Raw genomic sequence first — 22,792 nt, forward strand, 5'->3', positions numbered from 1 at the left:
AGATGGAGGAGTGAGCGCCCTGAACGAGATCCCGGTCGAGACGCTGTCATTCGAGGCAGCCCGCGATGAGCTCGTCACCGTCGTCGCCGAGCTCGAGCAGGGCTCCCCCACGCTCGAGCATTCTCTGGCCCTCTGGGAACGCGGCGAAGCACTCGCCGCCCGATGCGAGGAGTGGCTCCTCGGCGCGAAGCGCCGTCTCGACGCCGCTCGGGCCGCGGCATCCGACTCCGACGCCCCCGGCGGCGCATCGTGAGCAAGCAGCCGCCGATCGTCGCCGAGCTCGGTCGCCCCGAGACCCCGGACGAGACCGCGGCACGCAAGGCCGCGTCCAGCAAGGCGTACCGCGGCAGCCAGACTGTCCGGAACCTCGTCGCGGCGCTCCTGGTGACCGTCGCCGTCGTCGCCGTGATCATCTTCGCCGTCCCTCGCGGGGAACCGGTGAAGGCCGAGGAGATCGACGTCGCGGGCATCGCCGCCGGCGTGGAGTCGACCATGGAGAGCCCGGCGATCGTCCCGGAACTCGATGACTTCTGGCGCGTGAACGCCGCCGAGCTGCAGAGCGGCGCCACGGTCGTGTGGGAGATCACCCTCGCCCCGGCCGCCGACGACGAGCGCGGCTTCATCAAGGTCGCCCAGGCGTTCGAGGCCGACTCCTCCTGGGCTCCGCAGCGGCTGAACGGCAACGCCCCCACCGACGAGGTGCGCATCGGCGGACTCGACTGGGACGTCTACAAGCTCGGCGACGCGGGCGCGAACGCCAACGTCAGCTACGCGATCGGCACGCAGGCCGGCGACGACTACGTGCTGCTCTACGGCTCGCGCTCCGCGGCCTCCACCGCCGACCTCGCCGAATCCCTCGTGCCCCAGATCCGCGCTCTCTCGGAGGCTTCATGACGAACACCCTCACCCCGGCCGCAGCCTGGCAGCAGATGCAGGAGGGGAACGCCCGTTTCGTGCGCGACGAGCCCCAGCATCCGAACCAGGACGGTGCCAGGCGCCAGCACCTCGCCGCCGCGCAGCATCCGGTCGCCACACTTTTCGGCTGCTCCGACTCGCGTCTCGCGGCCGAGATCATCTTCGACCTGGGTCTGGGCGACCTCTTCGTCGTGCGCAACGCCGGTCAGGTTCTCGGCGAGTCGATCGTGGCGAGCCTCGAGTACGCCGTCGCCGTGCTGGAGGTTCCGCTCATCGTCGTCCTCGCGCACGACTCCTGCGGTGCGGTGCGCGCGGCGATCGACGGCACCGCCATCGACGCCGCTCCCCTTCCGCCGCACATCTGGCGACTGATCGCCCCGATCGTGCCGGCGGCCCGGAAGGTGCTGGCCGAGAACGGCGGCACCACGGTCGCCGAGATCGATGCCGAGCTCGTCGGCGAAGAGCACCTGCGCAACACGGTGAAGGATCTGCTGCAGTCCTCCGAGCTGATCAGCAGCGCCGTCGCCGAGGGCCGTCTGGGCATCGTGGGCGCCAACTACCGTCTGGCCGAGGGCACCGCTTCGCCGGTGATCACGGTCGGAATCGACACCGAGGACGTCGCCATCGAGGGGATCGTCCCCGCAACCAAGGAAGGTTCGGAATGACTGAGTACGACTACCGCATCGAGCACGACACCATGGGTGAGGTGCGTGTTCCCGTGAACGCGCTCTACGGCGCCCAGACGCAGCGTGCCGTGGAGAACTTCCCGATCTCGGGCAAGGGGCTGGAGTCGACGCAGATCGCCGCCCTCGCGCGCATCAAGAAGGCCGCCGCCCTGGCGAACAAGGAGCTCGGCACCCTCGACGGCGCCATCGCCGACGCGATCGCCCAGGCGGCCGACCAGGTCGCCTCGGGTGCGCACGACGGCGAGTTCCCGGTCGACACGTACCAGACCGGTTCCGGCACGTCGTCGAACATGAACATGAACGAGGTGCTCGCGACCCTCGCGACCGGCATCCTCGGCGCGAGCGTCCACCCCAACGACCACGTGAACGCCTCGCAGTCGTCGAACGACGTGTTCCCGACCTCGGTGCACATCGCCGTCACCCAGGCGCTCATCGACACGCTCATCCCCTCGCTCGACCACCTCGCCGTCGCCCTCGAGGCGAAGGCGGAGCTGTGGAAGGATGCCGTGAAGTCCGGCCGTACGCACCTCATGGATGCGACGCCCGTCACGCTCGGCCAGGAGTTCGGCGGCTACGCCCGTCAGGTGCGCCTCGGCATCGAGCGCGTGCAGTCGGCGCTCCCCCGCGTCGCCGAGGTCCCGCTCGGCGGCACCGCCGTCGGCACGGGCATCAACACGCCGCTCGGCTTCCCGCAGAAGGTCATCGCGCTACTCGCGGCCGAGACCGAGCTGCCGATCACCGAGGCCAAGGACCACTTCGAGGCGCAGGCCAACCGCGACGGTCTGGTCGAGGCGTCCGGCGCCCTTCGCACGATCGCGGTCTCGCTCACCAAGATCAACAACGACCTGCGCTGGATGGGCTCGGGCCCGAACACGGGTCTCGGCGAGCTGCACATCCCCGACCTGCAGCCCGGATCCTCGATCATGCCCGGCAAGGTCAACCCGGTCGTGCCGGAGGCCGTGCTGATGGTCTGCGCGCGCGTGATCGGCAACGACGCGACGGTCGCCTGGGCCGGTGCATCCGGTTCGTTCGAGCTCAACGTCGCGATCCCCGTCATGGGCACGGCGCTGCTCGAGTCGATCCGCCTGCTGTCGAACGCCTCGCGTGTGCTCGCCGACAAGACGATCGACGGCCTGCAGGCGAACGTCGAGCGCGCCGCCGCGTTCGCGGGCATGAGCCCGTCGATCGTGACGCCGCTGAACAAGCTCATCGGCTACGAGGCCGCGGCGAAGATCGCGAAGCACTCGGTCGCCGAGGGCATCACGGTGCGCGACGCCGTGATCGACCTGGGCTACGTCGAGCGCGGCGACCTCACGCTCGAGCAGCTCGACGAGAAGCTCGACCTGCTCTCGATGACGCACCCCGGCTGAGTCCGGACGAAGACAGGCGGATGCCGCGGGGACCTGGTCCTCGCGGCATCCGTCGTCTCCTGCCTGTGGTCCGCACCCGCTGATGACGACCGTTGCCCACTTCCCTGGGGGCCGACACTCCGGATGTCGGACACGTGTGCCGATTCGGTCCGACATCTGGCGTGTCGGCCCCCGGAATGACGCAACGACTTGTCCTGCACAGCAAGGCTTCCCGCGCTTCATTCCCCCGGTTTCCGCCATCGGGCGCCCTGGCGCCGGTCCCGCACGGCAGGGCCGGGCATGGTGGAAGGATGCTCGATCCACAGCTGCTCCTCACCCGCCTCGGTGGGCTGGCCAGCGGCGTGCAGCTCCAGCAGTACGGCGTCAGCCGGATGCAGCTGACGAAAGATGTCCGCGAGGGGCGGATAGACCGCGTCCGCCCCGGACTCTTCGCCACGAAGGGCCTGCACGATTCGCTGCATCGCGCAGCTCTGCACGGCGGTTCCCTCACGTGCGCGGAGGCCCTGCGCCGACACGGCGTGTGGGCGCTCGAGCCGGAAGGCCCTCCCCACGTGTGGGTCGGCCGGCGCGGTCGCGTTCATCCGCACGTCGGATGCCGATGCACGAGTCATTTCTTCCGAGGAGTTCCTGGGCTCGGCCTGGTCGACGTCGAGACCGCGCTCATTCACCTTCATCGCTGCGCCGGAGATGAGGCGTTCTTCGCCTCTTTCGAGTCGGCCTGGCGTCTCCGCAAGCTGTCCGCCGCCCCACGTTCGCGTATCCGCGCGGCTCTCCCCGCATACGCACGTTGGCTCGTCGACTTCGCGCGCCCGGATGCCGACAGCGGGTTGGAGTCCCTGGTGCGTCTCCGTCTGCACATCCTCGGTCTGTTCCTGGCGTGCCAGGTCCTGCTTCCCCACGTCGGGCGGGTCGACTTCCTCATCGAGAAGCGGCTGATCCTGGAAATCGACGGTCGAGAGAATCATGACGGAGCATCCGAACGGCATCGCGACCTGACTCGGGATGCGGCGGCGTCGCGCATGGGCATCGAGACCCTTCGCTTCGACTATGCCCAGGTGATCCACGAATGGCCGTCGGTGCAGGCCGCGATCCTCGCCGCAGTCGAACGGACTCGGGACCACCGGTGAACCCCGCCACCGGTCGACCCCTTCCTCGTTCACTTTGGGGGTCGACATGCCAGATGTCGGACACTTTGTGGGCATTCGGTCCGACATCTGGCGTGTCGGCCCCCGAAATGGTGGGGGAAAAAGAAGAGCGGATGCCGCGGTCGTGGCATCCGCTCCCCCACTGCCGTCAGCTGAGCTCTCCGCCCTCCAGGAGCTCAGTGACGAGTGCGGCGATCGCCGAGCGCTCGGAGCGCATCAGCGTCACGTGTCCGAACAGATCGTGACCCTTCAGAGTCTCGATGACGCTCGCGATGCCGTCGTGCCGACCGACCCGCAGGTTGTCGCGCTGACCGACGTCGTGCGTGAGGATCACCCGCGAGTTCTGCCCCATGCGGCTGAGGACGGTCAGCAGCACGTTGCGCTCCAGCGACTGCGCCTCGTCGACGATCACGAAGGCATCGTGGAGCGAGCGTCCGCGGATGTGCGTGAGCGGGAGCACCTCGAGCAGTCCGCGCTCGATCACCTCTTCGACGACGTTGCCCGAGACCACCGAGCCGAGCGTGTCGAACACCGCCTGACCCCACGGGCCCATCTTCTCGCCCTGGTCACCGGGAAGGTACCCGAGTTCCTGCCCTCCGACGGCGAAGAGCGGCCGGAACACGATGATCTTCTTCTGCTGCTGCCGCTCGAGCACGGCCTCGAGACCGGCGCACAGCGCGAGGGCCGACTTGCCGGTGCCGGCCCGGCCGCCGAGGGAGACGATCCCGACTTCCTGGTCGAGCAGCAGGTCGATCGCGATGCGCTGCTCGGCCGAGCGTCCGTGCATCCCGAAGATGTCGCGGTCGCCGCGCACCAACCTGTACTCGCCGTCGCCGGTGACCCTGCCGAGGGCCGATCCGCGCTCCGAGTGGATGATCAGGCCGGTGTTCACGGGGATGCCCCTGGCGTCCTCGCTGATGCCAACCTCGCTCTCGTACAGGTCGCTGATCTCGTCACCCGAGAGGTCGAGCGTGGAGATGCCGGTCCACCCGGAGTCCACGGCCTGCTCGGCGAGGTACTCCTCGGCGCGGATGCCGAGCGACGCCGCCTTGACGCGCATCGGCAGGTCCTTCGAGACGATCGTGACGTCCTGGCCGTCCTGCGCGAGGTGCATGGCGACCGAGAGGATGCGGGTGTCGTTGTCGCTCAGACGGATGCCGGCAGGGAGCACGGACGGATCCGTGTTCGCGAGTTCGACACGCAGCGTGCCGCCCTCGCCGACCTCGACCGGGAAGTCCAGGCGTCCGTGCTCGATGCGCAGGTCGTCGAGGTGCCGGAGCGCCTGCCGGGCGAAGTAGCCGATCTCCGGATCGTGACGCTTGCCTTCGAGCTCCGTGATCACGACCACGGGGACGACGACGGAGTGCTCCGCGAACCGGAAGAAGGCCTGCGGATCGCTCAGCAGCACCGACGTGTCGAGCACATAGGTGCGCAGGTCCTGATCCGGTTCGATCGACGAGGCGCTCCTCGTCGTCTTACGCGTGGACTGCTGCGCGGTGGTGCTGGACTGCTGCGCTGTACGTGTGGTCACGACCCACTCCCGACCCGGGGATGATCCCCGCCTGAGAACGAGTCGACCTGGGGCCACGAGTCGTCAACCGGAAGGCCGACTCGACCGGGCTCCTTGCCCGATGCCTAGAACGTACGACCCCTCGACGACTTAACCGCGCGTCGACACGCCATGATTCTTTACGCGCTGATGAACGTCTCGTTACCGAAGGCCGCGAGCGCCTCGTCCAGCAGCCGGAGAGTGGCGGCATCGGTGCCGGCATGCGCGGCGACGCGGACCGACGACCCGCGGGCGGTGACGACCAGTCCGGCGTTGGCCAGCGCGGCGGCCAGACGGGCCGGCTCCTCGGGCGAGAGCGCGACGATGCCGGCCCTGGACGCGCGTTCCCGCGGCGAGGTCACGGCGATGGCGTGGCGGTCGGCGATCTCGAGGACCGCGTCGACGTGCGCGGCGATGCGCTCCTCGATCGCCGCCACTCCGGCGTCGCGGATGTCGCGCGTGCCGATCGCGAGGCGTCCGGCCGCGAGAGTGTCGGGTTGACTCACCGTGAAGGCCTGAGCGGATGCCGCGGGCGCAGGCAGCTCATCGACGACGAGACCCGTCGCCGTGGTGCCGGTGATTCCGGAGAGGATGGGTGCGATCCGCTCCCTCGCGCGTGGTGAGAACCACGCGAACGCGCTGCCTCGCCCGGCGCGCAGCCACTTGTAGCCGTGGCCGACCACGACGTCGGCGGCGGAGTAGTCGACGTCCACGACGCCGAACGACTGCACGGCGTCGACGATCAGCAGCCGGTCCGGTCCGATGAGCTCGCGAAGCGCGGAGAGGTCGGCGCGGAAGCCCGTGCGGAAGTCGACGTGGCTGACGGCCACCGCGGTGACCTCGTCGTCCAGCGCCTCGGCGACGGCATCCGGGGTCATGCGGCCGTCCGCCGGGGTGACCCAGCGCGGCGTCAGTGCGCGGTTCGACGCGGCCGCGGCCCGCTCGAGCGTCAGACTCACGCTGGGGAACTCGGCCGTGCTCGCGATCACCGCGCCCGTCATCCCGTACAGCGCATGCATGAGCCCCTGTGTGGACGACGGCTGCAGGGTGACGTCGTCCGCCTCGGCGCCGAGCAGTTCGGCGACCAGTTCCCGCGCCTGCCCGATGCGTTCCGCCACCAGGGACAGCGACGACGGGCGCCCGCTGCCCAGCAGATCGGCATCGGCGAAGATCTCCTCGCGCACGGACGGCGACAGCGGACCGAACGCGGCCCAGTTCAGGTAACCGGACTCGTTGTCGAACGTCCCGACGTAGTCCTCGATAGTGCTCACCGCGTCATTCTGGCACGGCCCGTCATCGGGCGCCGGTCCCTGAGCCGCGGAAGGATCAGCGTCCGAAGCGGCGGTCGCGATCGGCGTAGTCGCGGATGGCGCGGAGGAAGTCGACCTGTCGCAGGTCGGGACCCAGTGCCTCGACGAAATAGAACTCGCTGTGCGCGCTCTGCCAGAGCAGGAAATCGCTGAGCCGCTGCTCCCCGCTGGTGCGGATGACGAGATCCGGATCGGGCTGGCCGCCCGTGTAGAGATGCTCGCCGATCATCTCGGGCGTCAGGTGCGCCGCGAGATCCTCGAGGGTGCCGCCGGACGCCTCGTGCTTGGTGATGATGCTGCGGACCGCGTCGACGATCTCGTGGCGTCCGCCGTAGCCGACGGCCAGGTTCACGTGCAGGCCGGTGTGCCCCTTCGTGCGCTCTTCGGCGTCGGAGAGCACGCGGGCGAGCTCGGGCGGGAGGATGTCGGAGCGGCCCACGTGCTGCACGCGCCAGTTCTCCTCGCGCGAGACCGCCTCGGCGAGCTCCGCGATGATCTCGATGAGGTCGGCGAGCTCGGCCGAATCCCGCTTGCGAAGGTTGTCGCTGGACAGCAGGTAGAGAGACACCACCCGTACGCCCAGCTCATCGCACCAGCCGAGGAACTCGCGCATCTTGGCGGCACCGGCCCGGTGCCCCTCCGCCGGAGTGGTGAATCCGAGCTGCCGTGCCCACCGTCGGTTGCCGTCGATCATCATCGCGACGTGGTGCGGCACGGACGCGGGATCGAGATGGCGTCGCAGCCGGCTGGTGTAGAGCCGGTACAGCGGTCCGCGCCCCGGACTCTCGCGTGACATCACCCACCTACGCTACAGCGTCGGGCCGTCCTGAACCGTGTACGGATGCTGGGGATATGTGCCATCGGTGGCATGCGGGCCCGCCTAGAGTGAGCACGTGAGCACTCCCGAGTCATCCGAACCCGACCTCCCCCAGCTGCCGCTCGTCGAGGAGGCGGAATCCGAGGCCGGGGCCGAGCTGAGGCCGACCTGGCGCGGATGGATCCACGCCGGCATCTTCCCTGTCGCGCTCGTGGCCGGCGTGGTGCTGATCATCGTCGCGCAGGGCGGTGCCGCGAAGTGGGCGGCAGCCGTCTTCATGACGAGCTCGCTGCTCCTGTTCGGGAACTCCGCGTTGTACCACCGCTTCGACTGGTCGCCGAAGGTGAAGCTCACCCTCAAGCGGATCGACCACGCCAACATCTTCCTGTTGATCGCCGGGACCTATACGCCGCTCGCGACCCTGGCGCTCCCTCCGGGGAAGGGCGCCCTGCTGCTCGCGCTTGTCTGGGGTGGAACCGTGGTCGGCATCCTCTTCCGCGTCTTCTGGATCCACGCGCCGCGCTGGCTCTACGTTGCCCTGTACCTGCTGATGGGGTGGGCGGCCGTGATGTTCATGGCGGATCTGTTCGTGGCGAACGCCACGATGATGGTTCTCGTCATCGTCGGAGGCCTGCTGTACACGGGCGGAGCGATCGTCTACGCGCTGAAGAAGCCCAACCCGTGGCCCGGCCACTTCGGCTTCCACGAGATCTTCCACGTGTGCACGGTGCTCGCGTTCCTGTGCCACTGGTTCGCGTGCCTGCTGATCACGCTGGAGCCGCTCTCGCCGTCGCTCGGCGGCTGACGCCCGCTCAGGTGGCGCGCGGGTCGTCGTCGCCCTCGCGGGGGGTGACCGGCAGGTCGGCGCCGGCCTGCCCTGTCCCGCCGGTGCCCTGGAGGGTCGCCTCGTCCGCGGCGCGTGCCGCCTCTTCGGCGTCGAGCTCCTCCCGTACCTCCTCGCGGTACCGGACACGGCGGATGCGCCGGTTCATGTCCCAGATGAGGAGGATCACCGCGATGAGGATGACGACGATCGCGGCGAAGCCGACGAACCCGGGAGTCACGGCCTCCGGAGCCACCGTCATGACGGGCGTCGGCATCGGAGTCTCGGACAGAGAGCGCATGTGTGTCGGCCTTTCCTACGCAGGTCGCATAACCTGGTAACACCAGCCTAACGACCGGAAGACCGCCCCGTGACGACCGCAGAACAGCTCGACGAACGCTATGGCCGCACCCGCACGCGGCGGATGCCGTGGATCATCGGCGGCATCGTCGCGCTGATTGTCGTCGGAGCGTTCGGCTGGATGATCGTCGCGCAGTCGATGAGCTCGGTGGATGCCGATGATCTCGGCTTCGATCTCGTCGACGAGCACACCGTCGACGTGCGATTCCAGGTCACGGGCGTGCAGGGCAAGGACGTCGTCTGCGTGGTCGAGGCCCTCGACGAGGAGTTCGGTGTCGTCGGCTGGAAGGTCGTCGAGATCCCGGCCGGAGACAGCCACTCGCAGGCCGTGTCCGCCTCGGTTCCGACCGTCTCCGCTGCCACCACAGGTTTGGTGAACACCTGCTGGGTCGCCTAGACTGACCGCAGACAGATGACGCCCTGGCACAGAGCCGGGGCGTCTTGGCATATCCCCCGCGGTTCGCGGCCGGGATCCGGATAGAAGGAGCTTCGTCATGTCGACTGATGCTCAGGTTCCCTTCCTCACGCAGGAGGCGTACGACCGGCTCGTCGCCGAGCTGGAACACCTCTCGACCACGGGACGCGACGAGATCGCCAAGCGCATCGAGGCCGCCCGTGAAGAGGGCGACCTCAAGGAGAACGGCGGCTACCACGCCGCGAAGGACGAGCAGGGCAAGCAGGAAGCCCGCATCCGCACTCTCGAGGGCCTCTTGAAGACCGCGAAGGTCGGCGAGGCTCCGGCCAGCCGCGGCATCGTCGAGCCCGGCACCGTGGTCACCGCGGTCGTCGCGGGCGGCGAGGAGGTCTTCCTCCTCGGCAGCCGCGAGATCGCCGCCGGCAGCGACCTCGACGTGTACAGCGAGGCGAGCCCGCTCGGCCAGGCGATCCTCGGCCTCAAGGTCGGCGAGAAGTCGTCCTACGAGGCGCCGAACGGTCGGGCGATCGCCGTCGAGATCGTGAACGTCGAGACGTACACCGGCTGACGCCGATCACATGCACGCGCCCCGGTGTCCCTGCGGATGCCGGGGCGCTTCGTCTGTGTCGGGAATCAGTCGGGGACGACGATCGGCTCGAAGCCGGCCCGGCGCAGAGTGTCGAGCGTGTGCTCCGAATGCTCCGGTCCGCGCGTCTCGACGCTGAGCTCGAGGATGACATCGCTGATCTGCAGCCCATGGCCGTGCCGGGTGTGCATCGCCTCCATGACGTTGGCGCCCGCCTCGGCGATGAGCTCGGACACGCGCGCCAGCTGACCGGGACGGTCGGGAAGCGGCACGCGGATCGTGAGGTAGCGACCCGAGGCTGCGAGCCCGTGTGAGACGACGCGCTGCAGCAGCAGCGGGTCGATGTTGCCGCCGGAGAGCACGGCCATCGTGGTCCCCGATCCGGTGACCTTGCCGGCCAGGATCGCCGCGACGCCAGCCGCGCCCGCCGGCTCCACGACGACCTTCGCCTGCTCGAGCAGCACGAGGATCGCCCGCGCCAGGTCGTCGTCGGAGACCGTGACGACCTCGTCGACGAGGTCTTTGATGATGTCGAAGGGGATAGCACCGGGGCGCGCGACGAGGATGCCGTCGGCGATGGTCGGGCGCGTGACGATGTCGACGGGCTCTCCTGCCGCGAGCGACGGCGGGATCGCTGCGGCGTTCTCCGCCTGCACGCCGATCACGCGCACGGTGCGGCCGAGCTCGGCCGCGCGGGCCTTGACCGCCGCGGCGACGCCGGCGATGAGGCCTCCGCCGCCGATGCCGAGAACGATGGTGTCGACGTCGGGTGCGTCCTCCAGGAGCTCGAGGCCGAGCGTGCCCTGGCCGATCACGACGTCGCGGTGATCGAACGGGTGGATGAGAACGGCGCCCGTGCGCTCCGAGAAGTCGGCGGCGAGGCGCAGCGAGGTCGCCACGGTCTCGCCCTCCAGCACGACCTCCGCGCCGTAGCCGCGGGTGGCGAGGAGCTTGGGCACCGGGACGCCCAGCGGCATGAAGATGGTGGCGGGGATCCCGAGTGCCTGAGCGGCCAGTGCGACGCCCTGCGCGTGGTTCCCAGCGGATGCCGCGACGACGCCGCGGGAGCGCTCCTCGGCGCTGAGCTTCGACAGCCGATAGGCCGCGCCGCGGATCTTGAAGGACCCGGTGCGCTGCAGGTTCTCCATCTTCAGCAGCACCGGAGAGCCGAGCACGTCGGAGAGCGCGCGGGATGGCAGCGTCGGCGTGTGCGAGATCACCTCAGCCAGGCTCTGAGCCGCGTACTCGAACTCGGACAGGCTGGGGACTGCGCTCATCGATTCCTCCGTTGCCGCTCGCGCGGCACTGTGCTCCAGATCAGATCTCCGCTCGGAGCGGCGCCGGTGCGCCACGATCCCGAGCTCAGGGTCACCGCCGCGACGTTGACGAATGCCGCCAACGGCACCGCGAACAGCGCGCCGGGGATGCCGGCGATCATCGCACCGCCCGCGACGACGAGCACGACGGCCAGCGGGTGCACCTTGACGGCGGAGCCCATCATGATGGGCTGCAGGATGTGCCCCTCGATCTGCTGCACCGCGAGCACGACCACGAGCATCCACAGCGCGATCCATGGCCCGTTGTAGACGAGCGCGAGGAACACGGCGACGGCGCCGGTGGCGACCGCACCGACGATCGGGATGAAGGAGCCGAGGAACACCAGCACGGCGACCGGCAGTGCGAGCGGCACCTGCAGGAGGAACGCGCCGAGGCCGATGCCGATCGCATCGATCGTCGCGACGAAGAGCTGGGTCCGCGCGTAGTTGACGATCGTGCGCCAGCCGTTGCGGGCCGCACCGTCGACCGCAGGGCGGGCGTTGCGCGGGAAGAGCTTGACGGTCCAGCGCCAGATGCCGCCGCCGTCGGCCAGGAGGCAGATGAGGCTGAACAGCGCGAGGAGGGCTCCGGTGAGGACGTGCCCGAGCGTGGTGCCGATCGCCAGTGCGCCCGAGAGCAGCGCCTGCGTCTGCTCCTCGATCATCGCGAAGCCCTGGTCGATGTAGTCGGCGATCTGGCTGTCGGAAAGCTGCAGGGGTCCTTCATGCAGCCAGACCTGGAAGCCGTCGATGGCCTTCGTGGTGCTCTCCTGCACGGCGGGCAGCTCGGCTCGCACCTGCCACACGACGAGCCAGACGAGCCCGGTGACGATCGCTGCCGTGCCGATGAGGGACACGGCGATGGCGGCCCACCGCGGGAACCGATGGCGCAGCATCCATTCGAACGCCGGCCAGAGCAGAGCCGTGATGAGGATGGCGACCATGAGCGGGATCACGAGCAGCTTCAGCAGCATGACGAGCCAGATGAAGACGCCGAGGACCGCCGCGATGAGGAGCAGCCGCCATGCGTACGCGGCGGTGATGCGCAGCCTCGGGGGCACGGCCTCGTCGGCCTCTGTCGTCACGGTTCTGTCGGTGGAGACCGGGCGCGGACGGAACAGGTCTCGCAGCCGGGGTCGCTGGTCCTCGCTCATCGCCCAAGTCTACGGCGGTCGCGCGTCGGGTCATGACGCGATGTCAGCGGCCGGCGATACGCTGACGACGTGACCGACACCCTCAGCGCCGCCCAGGCACGCCGCATCGCTCTGGCCGCTCAGGGATTCACCCGCGCACGTCCGGCATCCGTCTCCCGGCGTCACGTGGATCGGGTGATGGAGCGGCTGGGCGTGCTGCAGATCGACTCGGTCAACGTCTTCGCGCGTTCGCACTACCTGCCGCTCTTCTCGCGCCTCGGGGCCTACGAACCCGCGCTGCTGGACCGCGTCTTCCTCGCCCGCACCACGCACTATGTGGAGTACCTGGCCCACGAGGCCACGTTCATCCCGATCGAGGACTGGCCGCTGTGGCGCTTCCGCATGGACGACTTCCGCCGACGATGGGCCGGCGAGGACTCGTGGCTGAGCGCCAACGCCCGCACGGTCCAGTGGGTGCAGGACGAGCTGCGCACGCGCGGCCCGCTGCGCCCGGCCGACCTGCGCGCCGACGCCCCGCGGGAGCGGGGAACCTGGTGGGACTGGGACGAGGTCAAGCTCGCGCTCGAGCACCTCTGGCGCACGGGCGACGTCGCCGTGAGCGGACGCCGCGGATTCGAGCGCACCTATGCGCTCGCCGAGCAGGTGATCCCCGACGCCATCCTGTCCCGTGAGATCCCGCGCGCCGAGGCGATCCACGAGCTGATGCGCCGTGCCGCGCGGTCGAGCGGAGTCGCGACCCAGTCCGATCTCGCCGACTACTACCGCATCAAGGACAGGGCGACGGTGGCCCGGTCGATCGCCGACCTCGTCGATGCGGGCGAGCTCGAGCCCGTCCACGTCCGCGGCTGGGAGCGAGGCGGGCGACCGATCCCCGCCTGGCGCCACCGCGACGCGGTCCTCCCCCGCAGGATCGACGCCGCGGCCCTGCTGACTCCCTTCGACCCCGTGGTCTGGTTCCGCGATCGGGCTCTTCGCACCTTCGATCTCGACTACCGCATCGAGATCTACGTCCCCGCGGAGAAGCGACGATTCGGCTACTACTCCCTGCCCGTCCTCGTCGGCGATCGCATCGTCGCGCGGGTCGACCTCAAGGCCGAGCGGGCGACGTCGACGCTGCAGGTGCAGTCGGCGTGGTGGGAGCCGCAGGCGCGACCGGAAGACGCGGAACGGATCGCCGAGGAGCTCGTCCTCGCGGCAGCCTGGCAGGGGCTCGAGCACATCTCGGTCTCGGGCTGGGGCGACGCGACCGCCGCGATCCACGACGCGCTGCGCGGCCGCGCGCACTCATCGGTCCAGCGCCACCTCCACGCCAGAGAAAGCGCGTCATGACGCGGCGTCGGTGGTGGCTCGTCGGAGGCCTGTCCGCTCTCGTCATCGCCGCCGTCGCCGGCGTGCTGATCTGGCAGTCCCTCGCCCGCCCCGACACTCCGCAGGAAGCGGCGACCGCCTACCTGCGCGCACTCGAGTCCGGCGACCCGGCGGCCGTGGCGGCGACCGGGATCGACGTCTCCGCGACCGCGCTCGGGGCGTTCGCCGGGGCGAGTCATCTCATCGAGGACGCCGAGGTCGCCTCGATCGAGCAGACCGGCGACGCCGAGGCGACGGCCGACGTCTCCTTCCGCCTCGGCGACGAAGACAGGACCGCCCGACTGGACATCATCGAGGTCGACGGCCACTGGATCGTCGGATCATCTGCGTTCGGCACCTCGACCGCGACGGCCGATCTGGGTTCGTCGGTCAGCATCGGCGAGCAGACCGTCGCCGTGGGCGAGGCGGTGCAGCTGCTGCCTGCCGAGTACGCCGTCTCCGCCGCCCCCTCCTCCCTCCTCGAGGGCTCAGCAAACCTGCTCGTGCTCCCGGGGGAGGATGCCGAGGTCACGGTCGAGGCCACGGCCCTGCCCGCGGCGACCGCGGCCGCACAGGAGCAGCTCGACGAGCACCTCGCCGAATGCACCTCGTCGGACAGCACGACGACGGCCGGCACACCGCCGGACGGCTGCGGCATCCGCATTCCCTGGGGGACCGAGTTCCGGGCCGTCGCCGACGTCCGGTACCGCATCGAGAAGTCGCCCGCGATCACGTTAGGCGCGACCGGATTCGTCGCCGACGGTGGCGTGCTCGTCGCTACCGTCACGGGCACGGGCACGGATGGCGCGGAGCGCACGACGACCTATCGCACCGAGACCTGGAGCATCCGCGGCGACATCGCGTTCACCGAGGAGGAGCTGGTCCTCACGGCGTGGTGAGGGATGCGCGGGAGCGCGTCAGAACTGGACGCGCGGCGGCTCCGAGATCGCGCCGCTGTCAGCGACCTCGAAGAACTCCCGCTCGGTGAAGCCGAGCCCCTTGGCGAAGAGATTGTTGGGGAACACCTTGATCTTGGTGTTAAGCTCGCGCACCCCGCCGTTGTAGAACCGGCGCGCAGCCTGGATCTTGTCCTCGGTGTCGACGATCGCCTGCTGGAGCTGGAGGAAGTTCTGGCTCGCCTGCAGCTGCGGGTACGCCTCGGCGACGGCGAAGAGGCTGCGCAGCGCCTGCTGCAGGTGTCCCTCGGCGATGCCGGCTTCACCGGGACCACCGGCGGACAGGGTCTCGGCGCGCGCACGCGTGACGTTCTCGAAGACGGCCTTCTCGTGGGAGGCGTACCCCTTCACCGTCTCGATGAGGTTGGGAATGAGGTCGGCTCGTCGCTTGAGCTGCACCGTGATGCCGCTCCACGCCTCGTCGACGCGAACGTTCAACTGCACCAGCGAGTTGTACGTGGCCCAGAGATAGATGCCGACGAGCAGGATCACTCCGACGACGATCAGTACTGGCACGAGCCATTCCATCAGAGGCCCACCCTTCCTCGTGTTTCTCTCATCCTAGACGGGCTGTCTGCACGTGCACTGGGGATGCCCGGGTGCCCGTGCATCGATCCGGTGTCAATCGCCGAGCACGCGCTCGAGGTACCGGTTGCCGAACCGACGCTCCGGATCCAGGCGGTCGCGCACGGCGAGGAAGTCGTCGAACCGCGGGTAGCGCTCGCGCAGCGTGTCTGCGGACTGCGTGTGGAGCTTGCCCCAGTGCGGCCGTCCGCCGTGCTCCCGCATGATGGCCTCCACCGCGCCGAAGTACTCGGTCGGGTCGGCACGCCAGTAGCGGTGGACCGCGATGTACGCGCTCGCCCTGCCGTGCGCCGTGGAGAGCCATCGGTCGTCCTCGGCGGCGAAGCGCACCTCGACGGGGAACTCGATGCGCCACCCCTGGCGTTCGATGAGCTCTTGCACGGCACGGAAGGCGGGCACGACGTTCTCGGCCGGGATCGCGTACTCCATCTCGCGGAAGCGCACGGTGCGGCTCTGCGTGAGGACGCGGTTCGAGAGATCGGTGTACTCGCGGTCTCCGGTGAGCTTCACCGCGAGTCGGCTGAACGGCGGGGTGACGGCCGGGACCAGCTGTCCTGCCGCGCACACCAACCGGTAGACGCCGTTGGACAGAAGGGTCTCATCGACCCACTTGCCCAGCACCGGGAGCGGCTTGCGCACGGCCGATTCGGGCAGACGGGACTGCCGCTTGGTGAGCGCGACATCGGTGTGCGGGAACCAGTAGAACTCGAAATGGTCGGATGCCGAGACGTGGCTCTCGAGCTGATCGAGCACGTCCTCCAGCGGCAGGGGCTCGTCGACCGCGTGCATGACGAACCTCGGAACGCACTGCAGGGTGACCTCGACGATGACCCCGAGGGCGCCGAGCCCGAGCGCGGCGGCGGGCAGCAGCTCACTGTTCTGCTGCTCGTCGATGCGGAGGAACTCGCCGGCGGCCGTGATGATCGTGAGGCCGACGACCTGGGTGGCGAGACCGCCGTACCCCGCGCCGGTGCCGTGAGTGCCGGTCGAGATCGCCCCGGAGATCGACTGCCGATCGATGTCTCCGAGGTTCTCCATCGCCAGACCGAACGGGGCGAGGAGCGCCGGGATCCGGTGCAGCCGCGTGCCGGCGAGGAGGGTCACGCGCCCCGTGGCGGCATCCGCCGAGACCAGGCCCTGCATGTCGTCGAGCTCCAGCAGCACGCCCGGCGCGACGGCGATGCCTGTGAAGCTGTGACCGGCACCGACGGCCTTGACCGTGAGCCCGTGGTGCACGGCGGCGATCACCGCCCGCTGCACGCCCTCCGGGCTGCGCGGGCGCTCCACGCGCACGGGACGGACCGACGCCGACCGCGCCCAGTTCTGCCAGGTGCCGCCGATTCTCGTCACAGGAACGCCTTCCCCTCGCCGCGGTAGGTCGGCAGCTCGTCGATGATCTCGTCGCCCGACACGAGGTGGTACCTCTCGATCCGCTCGGCCGGCTCGCCGCTCTTCGCGTGCCGGAACCAGACCCGGTCCCCCACGCCGAGAGAGGTCGCCGCCGGGCCTTGCAGCGGAGTCTGGACCTCGCCGGCAGCCTCGCGCGGCAGGGTGCGGAGGCCCTCCGGCCAGACCGGCTTCGGCTGACGCGACGCGACCGGCGGACCGGAGGCGATCCATCCGCCGCCGAGCACGGTCGCGATGTCGGCCGCAGGGCGGCGGACGACGTCGAAGGCGAAGGCGGATGCCGGAGCCGGTTGGAACGACCGATAGCCGTCGAACAGATGACCGCCGAGGAGCCCGCTGCCGGCACTCGCCTCGGTGAGGGACTCGTCGCTGCCGGTGAACTCGAGTGACCCCGTGCCTCCGCCGTTGAGGAATTCCATCGGCGCGAGGGCCGTGACGGCCTCGACGATCGCCGCCCGGCGCTCGCGCAGCTCGGCGCGCGACCGGGCCTGCACCATGCGGATCAGCGGCGCATCGGACCCGGCATCATCGCCCTGACCGGCGATCTGCGCGTCGTACATCTGCAGCCCGACGAGCCGGAACCCGGGACGCGCGATGACCTTCCGCGCGAAGCCGGCGACCTCGCCTGCGGTGAAGAGCGCGGAACGCCGAACGCCGATGTGCCCCAGGAGGGACGACTTCCACGAGGCGTCGACGTCGACCGCGACGCGGATCTCCGGACGTTCGCCCGGACCCTTAATGCTGTCGATCAGGTCGAGGTGCGCCAGGTCGTCGACCATGAGCGTGATGCGCTGCGCGGCCTGCTCATCCGCGAACAGGGCCGCGAGGCTCCCCCGGTCGACGGTGGGGTACGCGAGCACGATGTCGTCGTGGGTCTCGGCGAGCCACAGGGCCTCCGCGAGCGTGAAGGCGAGGATGCCGCGGTATCCGGGGAGCTTCAGGACGGCATCCAGGACTGCACGCACGCGCACCGATTTGGATGCGACGCGGATGGGCAGGCCGCCGGAGCGCACCAGGAGGTCCATCGCGTTGTAGCGCAGCGCCTCCCGGTCGATCACCGCGACCGGGGCGGGCAGGTGCTGAGTCGCGGCAGACAGGCGAGGCCAGTAGCGAGCGGGGTCCTGCCACTCGGGAGCTACCACGGGGGCACCCGGAACGGGGCTCAGTTCTTCGGTGAGGTCGAGCACTCCCCCACCTTATGGCTTCGCGGACTCAGGATCACGTCCGGCGGCACCCCGTCGCACCCGGGGTGGTCGCCGCTAGGCTGACGGCGTGGCCCCCGTAGCCCAATGGCAGAGGCAGGCGACTTAAAATCGCTTCAGTCTGGGTTCGAGTCCCAGCGGGGGCACCACGATCCTCAGTCGTCGACCCGGACGGTCTCGCGTCGGGCTGCCGCCCCCTCCCGCAGCCGACGCACGACCAGGACCACCAGCGCGATCGCGATCGCGCCGTAGACGACGTAGTCGAGGTACCCGAGGTACTGCTCGAGCTGCTCGTGCTGCGTGCCGAGTGCGGCACCGACTCCCAGGAGCAGCGCATTCCACAGACCGCTGCCGAGGATCGTGTAGATGCTGAACGTCAGCAGATTCATGCGCGACGCCCCGGCCGGGAGCGAGATGAGGCTGCGCACGCCCGGCACCATCCGGCCGACCAGCACGGTCCACGCGCCGCTCCGCGCGAACCAGTCCGCACCGCGTTCCAGATCCGTTCGACTGACGAGCCGCGTCGCGGCGAGCAGTCGGATCGCCCGCTGCATGCCGATGGCGGATCCCAGCCCGTACAGGAGCAGCGCTCCGAGCCAGGATGCCAGCGTGCTCCAGAAGAACAGCCAGCCGAGGTTCAGCTGACCGCTCTGACTGAGGTAGCCGGCGAAGGGCAGGATCACCTCGCTCGGGATCGGCGGGACGAGCACCTCGAGGAAGACCAGCACCCCGACGCCGATGTCGCCGAGAGACGTGAGGACGTCGGCTGCGAACCCGGTCAGGCCGGTGAAGCCGTGATCAGCAGTCATCGATGCTCGCCTCTCAGCGGCCGAAGATATCGCCGATGCCCGGGATTCCGAGGTCGCCGAGCTTCTCGCCCCAGCCGGTCGCGGTCTCCCCCAGGCCGGACACCGCCTCGCCGGCGGATCCCATCAGCTCTTCCGCACCGCCCGTGAAGCCACCGATGTCGACGCCCGAGGCGAGGGCCTCGAGATCGACGCCCTCAGCCAGCGCGCTGAAATCGACTCCGAGTCCCGCCGCCTGCTCCAGGATCGGCGCGGCGACGGCGCTGAGCACGGCACCGCCCGCGACCGCGCCGAGCACACCGACGGCCGCACCGCCCGCCATGACGGCCGCACCTCCGGCACCGCCGCCGCGCACGCGGGACAGCAGTCCCCGCATCCGACCAGGGCGCATCGCCTCGGCTCGACCCGCCGCACGGGCGAGGTCGTCGGGCGAGGACGAACGCGGCCGCTCCCCTGGCGCGAGTTCGTCGCGCACCCGCTCCTCGACGAGCTCCCGCTGCTGCGGCGTGAGGCGCGCGAACGCGTCACGGTGGATCTGCTCGATGCGCTGCGGATCGGCGGTCTGGAGCAGGTAGTCGTAGCGGGCGATCGCGGCGCGGTCCGCATCGCTCGCCACCGAACCGGCTCGGGTAGCCCCAGCGTCGCCGGGAGCGGGCGGCGGTGCGTACGGATCGGCGGATGCCGGCGGCGCAGCCGGCGCGGCGGGGCGTGCCCCGTCGGCGCGTGACGCGTCCGACGGTCCTCGAACGGCGTCGACGGCGCCGCGGAGCATGCCGCTCCAGTCCGTCGACGACCGGGACCCGCCGGCGGGATCGCCGCTGCGGGCGGAGCCGCTGTTCTTCTCCAGGGCGTCGGAGGCGATGCCGATCAGGCGGGAGAGCTTTCCCATGGTGGTCCCTTTCGTGGGGCGGTGCGGACCACCGGGATTCCACGACGTCGGACGACGGCAAGAGTCGAGGCAGCCCGCAGAGCGGGTGCCAAGGTCTCCTCCACCCTTCGGGCCGACGGGCCGGGACACGATCTCGTGTCCGTAATGACGACTCCGCCGCAGACGGGAGTACTCCCCTTGCGCGCTCGACTCTACGGAACCTAGCTATGCGTGACCTCCATGCCGCACCCTCAGACGCGAACAGCCCTCCCGGAAAGGGAGGGCTGTTCGGACGGGCGGAGCCGTGGAACTACTTGACGGCGACCTTCTCGGCGACCGCCTTCTTGGCCGGAGCCTTCTTGGCCGGTGCCTTCTTCGCGGCCGGAGCCTTCTCGGCAGCCGGAGCCTTCTCGGCCGGAGCGGCGTCGACCGGAGCCTTGTCGTCGGGAACCTTGCCCGCGACGGCAGCGGTGGTCGTCGCAGCATCCGACGACGGCGAGGCGGGAACGGCGGGAGCCGCGGGAGCGGCAGCGCGCGGACGCGCGGCGAACTCCTCGAAGACGTAGCGCGGGTTCTGCACCGTCTCCAAGTTCACCAGGTCGCGGCCGAGCCACAGGTTGTTCCACCAGCCCCAGACGACACGGAACTTTCGCTCCCACGTCGGCATCGCGAGACCGTGGTAGCCGCGGTGGGCGACCCAGGCGACGAAGCCCTTGAGCGCGATCTTGCCGGACTGGAAGACACCGTTGTACAGGCCGAGACCGGCCACGGCGCCCATGTTCTTGTGGAAGTACTCCCTCGGGGTCTCCCCGCGGAGCACGGCCACGATGTTCTTCGCGAGCAGCTTCGCCTGACGGACCGCGTGCTGGGCGTTCGGCACGCAGAAGCCGCCGACGCCGCCACCCGAGAGGTCGGGGACGGCCGAGACGTCACCGGCAGCCCAGGCGCCCTCGACGAAGGCCTCCGGGGTGCCGACCCGCAGGTCGGCGCGGGTCTGGATACGACCGCGCTCCTCGACAGGCAGGTCGCCGCCGCGGACGACGGTCGGGTTCGCCATGACACCGGCGGTCCACACGATCAGGTCGGTCGGGATGACCTCGCCGGTCGAGAGCTCGACGTCGCCGTCGACCGCGCTGGTGAGCTGCGTGTCGAGGTGCACGTTCGCGCCGCGCTTGGCGAGGTCCTTGAGGACCCACTCGCTCGTCTTCAGCGAGACCTCGGGCATGATGCGGCCCATGGCCTCGATGAGGTGGAAGTGCGTGTCATCGAACGTCAGCTGCGGGTACTTGGAGACGAGCGACGAGGCGAGCGAACGCAGCTCGGCGAACACCTCGATGCCGGCGAACCCACCACCGACGACGACGACCGTGAGCAGACGGTCGCGTGCGGGGCCCGCGGGCAGGGAAGCAGCCTTGTCGAAGTTCGACATCAGGCGGTCGCGGATCGCGACGGCCTCCTCGATCGTCTTGAGGCCGATCGCGTTGTCGGCGATGCCGGGGATCGGGAACGTGCGCGACACGGCACCGGCGGTCACGACGATCTGGTCGTACGCGAACTCGTACGACTCACCCAGCGGCGGCGTGATCGTCGCGGTCTTCTCCGCGTGGTTGATGTTGGTCACCTTGGCGGTGATCACGTTCGTACGCTTGAGGTGACGACGATGCGCGACCACGGAGTGCCGAGCCTCGATCGAGCCCGCAGCGACCTCGGGCAGGAACGGCTGGTAGGTCATGTACGGCAGCGGGTCGACCATGGTCACCTCCGCCTCGCCCTTGCGCAGGTGCTTCTCGAGCTTCCACGCGCTGTAGAAGCCCGCGTAGCCTCCACCGACGATCAGAATCTTGGGCACAGTGCTGTTCTGAGGCACAGGGGAACAACTCCTTGGAGTCAGGAATGTGGCGTACGAGAAACGCGCGCCGATCGGATGCGCCGGGCAGCTGCGGTGACGCCAAGCGCTATCAGGATACCAGGGACTGTGAGCGCGATGAGCGGCAGGGTACCGTAGCGCAGCGAATCAGCGCTGGGAAGCAGCGGTGAGCCCGCCTCGGTGGGAGCGTCGGCATCCGGAAGGGGCTCGACGGCGACCGGAGTGACCGTCGGTTCGGGCTGCGGCTCGGTCTTCGCGCGGCGGAAGAAGTGGATCCATTCGGCGAGATCCCCCATCGGGTTCTTGTCCACCGCGGCGATGTCGGCGGAGATCGCCGCCGCCGCGTCCACGAGGCCGAACCCGTACAGCGGATCCCTCGGTTTCACGGCGTCCGCGACGGGCATCGCGGTCTTGATGATCCGGTTGATGACGTCGATCGCCTTGATGTCGGGATGCGCGGAGCGGATCAGCGCCGCGACGCCTGCCACGATCGGGGCGGCCCCGCTGGTGCCTCTCCAGGAGACGACCTCGCCGTTCGCGGACACGCCCAGCAGCCCCTCGCTGGGAGCGGAGATGCCGATCGTGATGCCCTGCGTGGACGCCTCGATGCTGGCCGTGCCCGTCTGGTCGACGCCGCCGACTGTCAGGACGCCGGGGATCGTTGCCGGCGCACCGATGATGTCGGTGCCGCTCCCCCGGTTGCCCGCGGCGACCACGACGACGACATCGTGCTCGAAGGCGTACAGGAACGCGTCGTCCCAGCTCTCGTCCCAGTCGAGCGTGTTCGTCGTGAACGACAGGTTGATCACGTCGGCGCCGTTGTCGACGGCCCAGCGCATCGCCTTGGCGACCTGCTCGGTGAACGGCACGGCCGCAGCGGCACCGAAGCCCACGGAGATGGAGAGGAGGTTCGCCTCGGGCGCGACGCCGATCATGCCCTTGCCGTCGGGGGCACCTCGTCCCGCGGCGAGGGAGGCGACCCAGGACCCGTGATTGCCGTCGACCGCTCCGACCGGGGTGCGGCCGTCGGGCGTGCCCGTTCCGGAGACGTCGGTCCCGCCGACCACCGCATCGCCGAACGTCTGCGGCACCTTGCCGATTCCCGTGTCGATCACCGCGATCGTGACGCCGGCACCTCTGGTCGTCTTCCACGCCTCGCGGATCTTGGCCCCGTCGAGCCAGTACTCCGACGCGCGCACGGGATCGGTGGGGTCGTCGGGGATCGGCGGAGGCGTCGCCGTCGCCCCCAGGAGCAGGACGGATGCCGCCACGACCGCGATGGCCGTGACATTTCGCAGCATCCGCCGT

At 69.7% G+C, this 22,792-nt stretch carries 23 protein-coding genes and 1 tRNA gene; 11 read left to right on the plus strand and 13 right to left on the minus strand.

Annotation, left to right across the window (positions count from 1 at the left end; genetic code table 11):
- Window positions 1-10 precede the first annotated feature (10 nt).
- From ABS642_RS07120 to ABS642_RS07140, 5 genes are all read left to right on the plus strand, one after another.
- Window positions 11-253: an exodeoxyribonuclease VII small subunit gene (locus ABS642_RS07120; protein WP_282214001.1), complete on the plus strand. Its 243-nt coding sequence runs from the start codon at window positions 11-13 to the stop codon at window positions 251-253.
- Entirely contained in the window at window positions 250-894 is a 645-nt protein-coding gene (locus ABS642_RS07125; protein ID WP_350352764.1) for a DUF4245 family protein, read from the plus strand. The genes ABS642_RS07120 and ABS642_RS07125 overlap by 4 nt, the downstream gene beginning before the upstream one ends.
- Window positions 891-1,580 (plus strand): carbonic anhydrase, encoded by a 690-nt coding sequence (locus ABS642_RS07130; protein ID WP_282214003.1) that lies wholly within the window; start codon window positions 891-893, stop codon window positions 1,578-1,580. The genes ABS642_RS07125 and ABS642_RS07130 overlap by 4 nt, the downstream gene beginning before the upstream one ends.
- Entirely contained in the window at window positions 1,577-2,971 is a 1,395-nt protein-coding gene (locus tag ABS642_RS07135; RefSeq protein WP_350352765.1) for a class II fumarate hydratase, read from the plus strand. The genes ABS642_RS07130 and ABS642_RS07135 overlap by 4 nt, the downstream gene beginning before the upstream one ends.
- A gap of 290 nt (window positions 2,972-3,261) precedes the next feature.
- Window positions 3,262-4,098 (plus strand): type IV toxin-antitoxin system AbiEi family antitoxin domain-containing protein, encoded by an 837-nt coding sequence (locus ABS642_RS07140; RefSeq protein ID WP_350352766.1) that lies wholly within the window; start codon window positions 3,262-3,264, stop codon window positions 4,096-4,098.
- Between the two features lie 166 nt (window positions 4,099-4,264).
- Here ABS642_RS07140 and ABS642_RS07145 read toward each other — a convergent pair whose 3' ends face one another.
- The 3 genes from ABS642_RS07145 to ABS642_RS07155 all read right to left on the minus strand — a co-directional run bounded on the left by ABS642_RS07145 (window position 4,265) and on the right by ABS642_RS07155 (window position 7,771).
- The gene (locus ABS642_RS07145) at window positions 4,265-5,569 is read right to left on the minus strand and encodes a PhoH family protein (RefSeq protein ID WP_282217508.1); all 1,305 of its coding nucleotides are present in this window, start codon (window positions 5,567-5,569) and stop codon (window positions 4,265-4,267) included.
- Window positions 5,570-5,805: 236 nt separating this feature from the next.
- Entirely contained in the window at window positions 5,806-6,936 is a 1,131-nt protein-coding gene (locus ABS642_RS07150; RefSeq protein ID WP_350352767.1) for an aminotransferase class V-fold PLP-dependent enzyme, read from the minus strand.
- A 55-nt stretch (window positions 6,937-6,991) separates the two neighbouring features.
- Entirely contained in the window at window positions 6,992-7,771 is a 780-nt protein-coding gene (locus ABS642_RS07155; RefSeq protein WP_350353411.1) for an isoprenyl transferase, read from the minus strand.
- Between the two features lie 97 nt (window positions 7,772-7,868).
- Here ABS642_RS07155 and ABS642_RS07160 point away from each other — a divergent pair, with 97 nt between their 5' ends.
- Window positions 7,869-8,597 (plus strand): hemolysin III family protein, encoded by a 729-nt coding sequence (locus ABS642_RS07160; RefSeq protein ID WP_282214007.1) that lies wholly within the window; start codon window positions 7,869-7,871, stop codon window positions 8,595-8,597.
- 7 nt (window positions 8,598-8,604) lie between these two features.
- On the opposite strand, the gene ABS642_RS07165 is transcribed toward ABS642_RS07160, so the two are convergent.
- A complete protein-coding gene (locus tag ABS642_RS07165; RefSeq protein WP_350352768.1) occupies window positions 8,605-8,892 on the minus strand; it encodes a hypothetical protein in 288 nt (95 codons plus the stop codon).
- A gap of 93 nt (window positions 8,893-8,985) precedes the next feature.
- On the opposite strand from ABS642_RS07165, the gene ABS642_RS07170 reads away from it, so the two are divergent.
- Both ABS642_RS07170 and greA read left to right on the plus strand, forming a co-directional pair.
- Complete coding sequence (locus ABS642_RS07170) at window positions 8,986-9,372, plus strand: DUF4307 domain-containing protein (protein ID WP_282214009.1); 387 nt, start codon at window positions 8,986-8,988, stop codon at window positions 9,370-9,372.
- Window positions 9,373-9,469: 97 nt separating this feature from the next.
- Window positions 9,470-9,958, plus strand: coding sequence for a transcription elongation factor GreA (gene greA, locus ABS642_RS07175; protein WP_282214010.1), 489 nt, complete (start codon window positions 9,470-9,472; stop codon window positions 9,956-9,958).
- 65 nt (window positions 9,959-10,023) lie between these two features.
- On the opposite strand, the gene ilvA is transcribed toward greA, so the two are convergent.
- Both ilvA and ABS642_RS07185 read right to left on the minus strand, forming a co-directional pair.
- Complete coding sequence (gene ilvA / locus ABS642_RS07180; RefSeq protein WP_350352769.1) at window positions 10,024-11,253, minus strand: threonine ammonia-lyase; 1,230 nt, start codon at window positions 11,251-11,253, stop codon at window positions 10,024-10,026.
- On the minus strand, window positions 11,250-12,446 hold the full coding sequence (locus tag ABS642_RS07185; protein WP_350352770.1) for an AI-2E family transporter: 1,197 nt from the start codon (window positions 12,444-12,446) through the stop codon (window positions 11,250-11,252). Before ABS642_RS07185 ends, ilvA begins: the two co-directional genes overlap by 4 nt.
- Window positions 12,447-12,515: 69 nt before the next feature.
- Here ABS642_RS07185 and ABS642_RS07190 point away from each other — a divergent pair, with 69 nt between their 5' ends.
- Window positions 12,516-13,775, plus strand: coding sequence for a crosslink repair DNA glycosylase YcaQ family protein (locus ABS642_RS07190; protein WP_350352771.1), 1,260 nt, complete (start codon window positions 12,516-12,518; stop codon window positions 13,773-13,775).
- Window positions 13,772-14,692: a hypothetical protein gene (locus tag ABS642_RS07195; RefSeq protein ID WP_350352772.1), complete on the plus strand. Its 921-nt coding sequence runs from the start codon at window positions 13,772-13,774 to the stop codon at window positions 14,690-14,692. Before ABS642_RS07190 ends, ABS642_RS07195 begins: the two co-directional genes overlap by 4 nt.
- 18 nt (window positions 14,693-14,710) lie before the next feature.
- Here the strand turns inward: ABS642_RS07195 and ABS642_RS07200 are convergent, their stop codons facing one another.
- The 3 genes from ABS642_RS07200 to ABS642_RS07210 form a co-directional block, all read right to left on the minus strand.
- Window positions 14,711-15,277, minus strand: a complete 567-nt coding sequence (locus tag ABS642_RS07200; RefSeq protein ID WP_116636928.1) for a LemA family protein — start codon at window positions 15,275-15,277, stop codon at window positions 14,711-14,713.
- Between the two features lie 93 nt (window positions 15,278-15,370).
- A complete protein-coding gene (locus tag ABS642_RS07205; RefSeq protein ID WP_350352773.1) occupies window positions 15,371-16,684 on the minus strand; it encodes a D-arabinono-1,4-lactone oxidase in 1,314 nt (437 codons plus the stop codon).
- Window positions 16,681-17,928 (minus strand): amino acid deaminase/aldolase, encoded by a 1,248-nt coding sequence (locus tag ABS642_RS07210; protein WP_350352774.1) that lies wholly within the window; start codon window positions 17,926-17,928, stop codon window positions 16,681-16,683. The genes ABS642_RS07205 and ABS642_RS07210 overlap by 4 nt, the downstream gene beginning before the upstream one ends.
- 88 nt (window positions 17,929-18,016) lie before the next feature.
- Here ABS642_RS07210 and ABS642_RS07215 point away from each other — a divergent pair.
- Window positions 18,017-18,092 (plus strand) — tRNA-Leu (locus tag ABS642_RS07215).
- Window positions 18,093-18,098: 6 nt separating this feature from the next.
- Here ABS642_RS07215 and ABS642_RS07220 read toward each other — a convergent pair.
- The 4 genes from ABS642_RS07220 to ABS642_RS07235 form a co-directional block, all read right to left on the minus strand.
- Window positions 18,099-18,752, minus strand: a complete 654-nt coding sequence (locus ABS642_RS07220; RefSeq protein WP_350352775.1) for a DedA family protein — start codon at window positions 18,750-18,752, stop codon at window positions 18,099-18,101.
- 13 nt (window positions 18,753-18,765) lie between these two features.
- Window positions 18,766-19,638 carry a cation-transporting ATPase gene (locus ABS642_RS07225; protein WP_350352776.1) on the minus strand — a complete coding sequence of 291 codons (873 nt, stop codon included), beginning with the start codon at window positions 19,636-19,638 and terminating at the stop codon, window positions 18,766-18,768.
- 289 nt (window positions 19,639-19,927) lie between these two features.
- On the minus strand, window positions 19,928-21,466 hold the full coding sequence (locus ABS642_RS07230; protein ID WP_350352777.1) for an FAD-dependent oxidoreductase: 1,539 nt from the start codon (window positions 21,464-21,466) through the stop codon (window positions 19,928-19,930).
- Between the two features lie 38 nt (window positions 21,467-21,504).
- On the minus strand, window positions 21,505-22,785 hold the full coding sequence (locus tag ABS642_RS07235) for a S8 family serine peptidase (protein ID WP_350352778.1): 1,281 nt from the start codon (window positions 22,783-22,785) through the stop codon (window positions 21,505-21,507).
- Between the last annotated feature and the right edge of the window lie 7 nt (window positions 22,786-22,792).

This window comes from Microbacterium sp. A8/3-1 (genome assembly GCF_040267695.1).
GTDB classification, from domain to species: domain Bacteria; phylum Actinomycetota; class Actinomycetes; order Actinomycetales; family Microbacteriaceae; genus Microbacterium; species Microbacterium luteolum.

Coding starts and splice junctions, on each gene's coding strand:
- ABS642_RS07130 (WP_282214003.1), top strand. CDS start 891: ATGACGAACACCCTCACCCCGGCCGCAGCCTGGCAGCAGATGCAGGAG.
- ABS642_RS07135 (WP_350352765.1), top strand. CDS start 1,577: ATGACTGAGTACGACTACCGCATCGAGCACGACACCATGGGTGAGGTG.
- ABS642_RS07140 (WP_350352766.1), top strand. CDS start 3,262: ATGCTCGATCCACAGCTGCTCCTCACCCGCCTCGGTGGGCTGGCCAGC.
- ABS642_RS07155 (WP_350353411.1), bottom strand. CDS start 7,771: ATGTCACGCGAGAGTCCGGGGCGCGGACCGCTGTACCGGCTCTACACC.
- ABS642_RS07165 (WP_350352768.1), bottom strand. CDS start 8,892: ATGCCGACGCCCGTCATGACGGTGGCTCCGGAGGCCGTGACTCCCGGG.
- greA (WP_282214010.1), top strand. CDS start 9,470: ATGTCGACTGATGCTCAGGTTCCCTTCCTCACGCAGGAGGCGTACGAC.
- ilvA (WP_350352769.1), bottom strand. CDS start 11,253: ATGAGCGCAGTCCCCAGCCTGTCCGAGTTCGAGTACGCGGCTCAGAGC.
- ABS642_RS07185 (WP_350352770.1), bottom strand. CDS start 12,446: ATGAGCGAGGACCAGCGACCCCGGCTGCGAGACCTGTTCCGTCCGCGC.
- ABS642_RS07195 (WP_350352772.1), top strand. CDS start 13,772: ATGACGCGGCGTCGGTGGTGGCTCGTCGGAGGCCTGTCCGCTCTCGTC.
- ABS642_RS07200 (WP_116636928.1), bottom strand. CDS start 15,277: ATGGAATGGCTCGTGCCAGTACTGATCGTCGTCGGAGTGATCCTGCTC.
- ABS642_RS07220 (WP_350352775.1), bottom strand. CDS start 18,752: ATGACTGCTGATCACGGCTTCACCGGCCTGACCGGGTTCGCAGCCGAC.
- ABS642_RS07225 (WP_350352776.1), bottom strand. CDS start 19,638: ATGGGAAAGCTCTCCCGCCTGATCGGCATCGCCTCCGACGCCCTGGAG.
- ABS642_RS07235 (WP_350352778.1), bottom strand. CDS start 22,785: ATGCTGCGAAATGTCACGGCCATCGCGGTCGTGGCGGCATCCGTCCTG.